Origin of the sequence: Propionispira raffinosivorans DSM 20765 (genome assembly GCF_000381065.1) — a bacterium.
Lineage (GTDB): Bacteria > Bacillota > Negativicutes > Selenomonadales > Selenomonadaceae > Propionispira > Propionispira raffinosivorans.
In genome coordinates, this window is sequence record NZ_KB905893.1 from 1 (window position 1) to 3690 (window position 3690).

The following is a 3690-nucleotide window of genomic DNA, read 5'->3' on the forward strand; positions in this document are numbered from 1 at the left end:
TGGGTGCAATACTGTTTACACCGTTGTGCACCAGACCCTTCACGGTCTTTTTCAGGAAGGCATTTCAGTGCTTCATCAAATTTTCTTCGGGCATGTGACTTATTCGAGAAGTAAGATAAGTCACATTATCCGAAAAATATGATTATCCGAGAAAAGTCTCTAAAAGCCGCTTAAACATGAGCGAGCTTTTTCTTTTTCTCGGATAATCTAAGTCTACTTTTTGATTAAACAGTTAAGAAATCTGGCATTTCATTTTTCTTTCTAGCTTCTTTCATTGCCTCAGAATCCGGTGGAAACCATTTATTATTCCATTCTTTCAAGTGCCTGTCCATTGTGTTCTGTGACAATTCCGCATAAATCTGCGTTGTCTGGAGTGATGCATGTCCAAGAAAATTTTTTATGACTACAATGGGAACACCTGCTTCTAACATATGGCTTGCAGTTGAATGCCTCATGGAATGAGGCGGATAACTGTCTTCCCTGAATAGAGCTGGATATTCTGCCTTGGCGTGTCGAATATATTTCTTAAAAATACCTTCAATGCAGGCAATAGTCATTTGTTCATGAGTTTGGCTTGAAAAAACATGTTTATCAGGCTTTGAATCCAATCGTCGGTGAGATACATATTTCTGCAGCAGTTTCGCACAGTTATCTGAAATGCCAATACGCCTTGCTTTTCCGCCTTTCCCCTTAATATTCAAAGTAGATCCTTTTATATTGGTCTGTATGTTTGCCACCATCAGGTCGCAGATTTCCTGTGCTCTTGCCCCACTTGCATACATTAGGCTAAGTAGAACCTTATCCCTAAGTCCGGTTTCTTTACTGTCATCAGGTAAACGAAGAAGTATCGAAACTTCCTGGACAGATAACACCGCTCGCTTTTTATTTCGAGCTTTTTTCATGGGAATTTTAATTACACCTTTTCGAAATACGGATGCGGCATCAAAGTCTCGATTCTGAGCATAGTCAGAAAAAGAAATGATTGCTGATAGTCTCTGGTTTTTCGTTGATGCGCTACAGCCGCGGTCTTTCTCTATCCAGTCAAGGAACGCTGTCATAGTGCTAAAATCTAGTTGCTCAAAGGTTATCTTATCAGCAGAAATTCTTTTCTTGGAATACATGAACTCCAACAGTAATCGGAAAGCATATTTATACGAAGTAACCGTATGTGGGCTTGCCCCGATTGAACATGGCATGTAGTTTGTGATAAAACTGTCCAGTAACTCCAAAAATTGCGAAGGCTTATTCATCGAAGTTTACCTCCGGAAAGATCTGTGCTGTGTAGCAATCAAACAATTCCATTGCATCTGGGAACATCTCACTGCTGAATTTTAGGTATTTTTCTGTTTCTTTCAGACTGTCATGTCCCAAATAGATGGAAAGGTATGGTATAACGTCATCAACCCTACGACCTGTTTTCTCTGCATTGGCAAAAGACTTGAAGGCAAATACATGTCTAAGACAATGCAGGCAGGGACCCCTCTGATGTTTCTTTCTTCCGTGAAGAAAAATATCACATTGTTCCAAGATGGAATGGACCTTATGCTGAACATTATATAATCTCACGGGTTCCATCGAATCAGCTGTTAGAAAAAGATATGCTTTCGGATATCCGATCATCCCCATAGCCATGCAGTAACGTCTAAGAATTTCAGTTAACGAGGGATGCATGGGAACAAGCCGTTGCTTGTTTCCTTTTGTATATTTTAGTGTCAGCACGCCGATATTAAGATCTACATCTTTCATTTTTAATGAAAGTGTTTCACCAATACGAAGCCCGCATCCATACATGAGACGTAGAATCATTGGAAGTTCCATATAGATGAGAGTATTTTTACGTGGCTTGCTACTCTGCAGGTTATCTGCAATGGAAAATATAAGTTTCATCTCATCGTCAGAAAATATATAGGGAATATAATCGTCACTAACCTTTGGAATTGGTGGAATATAAGCATTAATACCATAACTTTTAAGATGAGTCAGAAAGAGTCTGACAACAATCACCACGTTGGCAATGGAACTGCTCTTTCCTGTAAGGGTGCCAATCCAGCCAGTCACCTGCGCTTCTGCGATATTTTTATCGTCACAGTTAATGTAGCAGAGATATTCGTCGAATAACTTAAGCGTGCACTGGTCATGGTCATAGGTACTTTTACTTTTTGATGATTTTCGAAGTAACATGAACTCAGTAATTTCATCTTTTAGTACACTCTTGAACTGGATCATGACTGCCCACCTCCATCAAGGAATGTTTTAAATGAGCCCGACGATCTCGGTACTTCTATTGCACATTCGCGAAGCTTTTCTATGTCAAGCTTTGCATAATGCTTTATGGCATCAGGGTCAGAGTGCCCCAGAATAGTTCTGACAGCTTCATATGGAATGTCATTATTAACCATTGAACTGGCCAATGATGACCGGAAGGTATGGGGCCAGTGTTTTTTTCCTGATATATCAACATCGGCCAAACTAAAGTACTTTGAAGTCTCAAAACGTAGGACAGAAGTAGTAATGCCTTGATAGGGTGCATTATGGCGCAAGAATACCGTATTGCTTGTCACCCTGGGACGCGCATTGTTAATATAATCAGTTAGGGCTTTTCTGACTTCCAGCAGCATAGGAAGATGTAACATTTCTCCGTTTTTTTGCTGTATAAGGGAGATTTTTTCATGCTTGAAATCCAGTTCATCCAAAGATAGCTTTGCGATATCTCCAGATCTCATGCCAAGTCGTGTCGCTAAGAGCAGCATTGCATAATTCCTTTTGCCAAGATCATTCGTGCGATTGATGGCTCTTTCAAATCTGAGGATTTCTTCTTCGCTATAGGTTATTGGTATGTTAATTGATCGCCTGTAACGTGGAACAATTGTAGAAAAATCAAATTTGGTAGTTCCCCTGAGACTTAGACTTTTCAGGAATCTTCTAACCACAGCCCAACCATCTTTGTTTTCAAGCGCTAAACATGCTCTTGTAACGTAAGATGGGTTCAGTGATTGAATGTTTGGGCAGCCCAAAGTAATACATTTTTTTAGGAAACTACGAACGAAGCGCTTCTTTGACTCAATCGTTATATCCTTATTGCCAGATTCGGCACATTCCGTGGAGAACATTTCCAACACATGCTCATACTTATCGGATAATAAATTAATTTGATTTTCCTGCTGAATTCGATATTCCATACCATAATAAAAGTCATTGAACCTTCGGATTGCCGTGCGTATAGCCTTCTGATATGAAGTACCTAATTTATTCTTGATAAGATAATGCGCATAGTACTGCATACCGATTTCAGGGGTATAAGTATTGATGCCATGCTCAATCATGAAGGGTTCAATTTTTCTAATTATCCGGCGATAGTTGACTAACGTTAGCTGAGTATACGACTTATCCTCAAGATAGTGTATCAATTCGTTAAGCAAGTCTCCAAACGATAGCTTTTTGATTTCTTCTGGGTTCATAATAATGACCATCTCCTTTAGAATATTTTTATAATTCCATTCTAAAGGAAATGGTCATTATCTGAGAAGATATCAGATAGAGGCTGCATTTATGCGAATTTTTTTGGCTTTTCTCGGATAATTATACTTCTTGGATAATGCGCCCAACAGCCAACAACGACAATTTTGTCTGGTAGGCTGTGATATCCAGCATAACCATCGGTATGCAAATATCCTTCGAACTCTTTTAAAA

Annotated in this window: 4 protein-coding genes; all 4 read right to left on the reverse strand. The window is 39.3% G+C overall.

All coding sequences use genetic code 11. The features are described from left to right. Positions 1–224 precede the first annotated feature (224 nt). Positions 225–1250 (reverse strand): tyrosine-type recombinase/integrase, encoded by a 1026-nt coding sequence (locus tag F606_RS0120165; RefSeq protein ID WP_019555669.1) that lies wholly within the window; start codon positions 1248–1250, stop codon positions 225–227. Further along, positions 1243–2226 carry a tyrosine-type recombinase/integrase gene (locus F606_RS0120170; RefSeq protein WP_019555670.1) on the reverse strand — a complete coding sequence of 328 codons (984 nt, stop codon included), beginning with the start codon at positions 2224–2226 and terminating at the stop codon, positions 1243–1245. The genes F606_RS0120165 and F606_RS0120170 overlap by 8 nt, the downstream gene beginning before the upstream one ends. Further along, a complete protein-coding gene (locus F606_RS0120175) occupies positions 2223–3458 on the reverse strand; it encodes a tyrosine-type recombinase/integrase (protein ID WP_019555671.1) in 1236 nt (411 codons plus the stop codon). Before F606_RS0120175 ends, F606_RS0120170 begins: the two co-directional genes overlap by 4 nt. Before the next feature lie 89 nt (positions 3459–3547). Continuing rightward, on the reverse strand, positions 3548–3690 hold a 143-nt coding region (locus tag F606_RS22910), incomplete at its 5' end, for an IS66 family transposase (protein WP_211210120.1).